At 61.5% G+C, this 377-nt stretch carries 2 protein-coding genes; both read right to left on the reverse strand.

Going from position 1 to position 377, the window contains the following annotated elements; genetic code table 11:
- The coding region (locus THIARS_RS18740; RefSeq protein WP_186436767.1) for a hypothetical protein at window positions 1-173 on the reverse strand (173 nt) is incomplete at its 3' end.
- Between the two features lie 27 nt (window positions 174-200).
- A partial coding sequence (locus tag THIARS_RS19055; protein ID WP_483887655.1) for a Rieske (2Fe-2S) protein occupies window positions 201-377 on the reverse strand: 177 nt, incomplete at its 5' end.

Here is a 377-nt window from a genome sequence, read left to right on the forward strand (position 1 = left end):
TGCTTGCGAAAATCAAGCCCCAGCGCGTTCTGGTGGGGCGCTCGCCCGCCCTCGCGGTCGGCATCCCAGGTGTAGGCGTGGTAGCCACAGCCCACGATGCAGAAATGGCAGGTCAAATTGGTTTTTTGCGCATCTGCCGGCGGCAGCGCGACACGATCCTTGAATTGCGACATGGTGTTCGTCTCCTGACGGTGATGGGCTTACAGCACGTTGGCCTGGCGGCCGTAGATCAGGCCGGTGACGGCCACGGCGCGAACACTGTCGGAGGCCGGGTCGTACTCGAGTTGGATTTGCGGCAGATCTTCGGTCGCCTGGCCGCAGATCATCTGACCCGACTTCTCGGGATCGAACATGCTGTAGTGACAGGGGCACTTGAA

The sequence above is a fragment of the Thiomonas delicata genome (assembly GCF_900088825.1).
Classification (GTDB): domain Bacteria; phylum Pseudomonadota; class Gammaproteobacteria; order Burkholderiales; family Burkholderiaceae_C; genus Thiomonas_A; species Thiomonas_A delicata.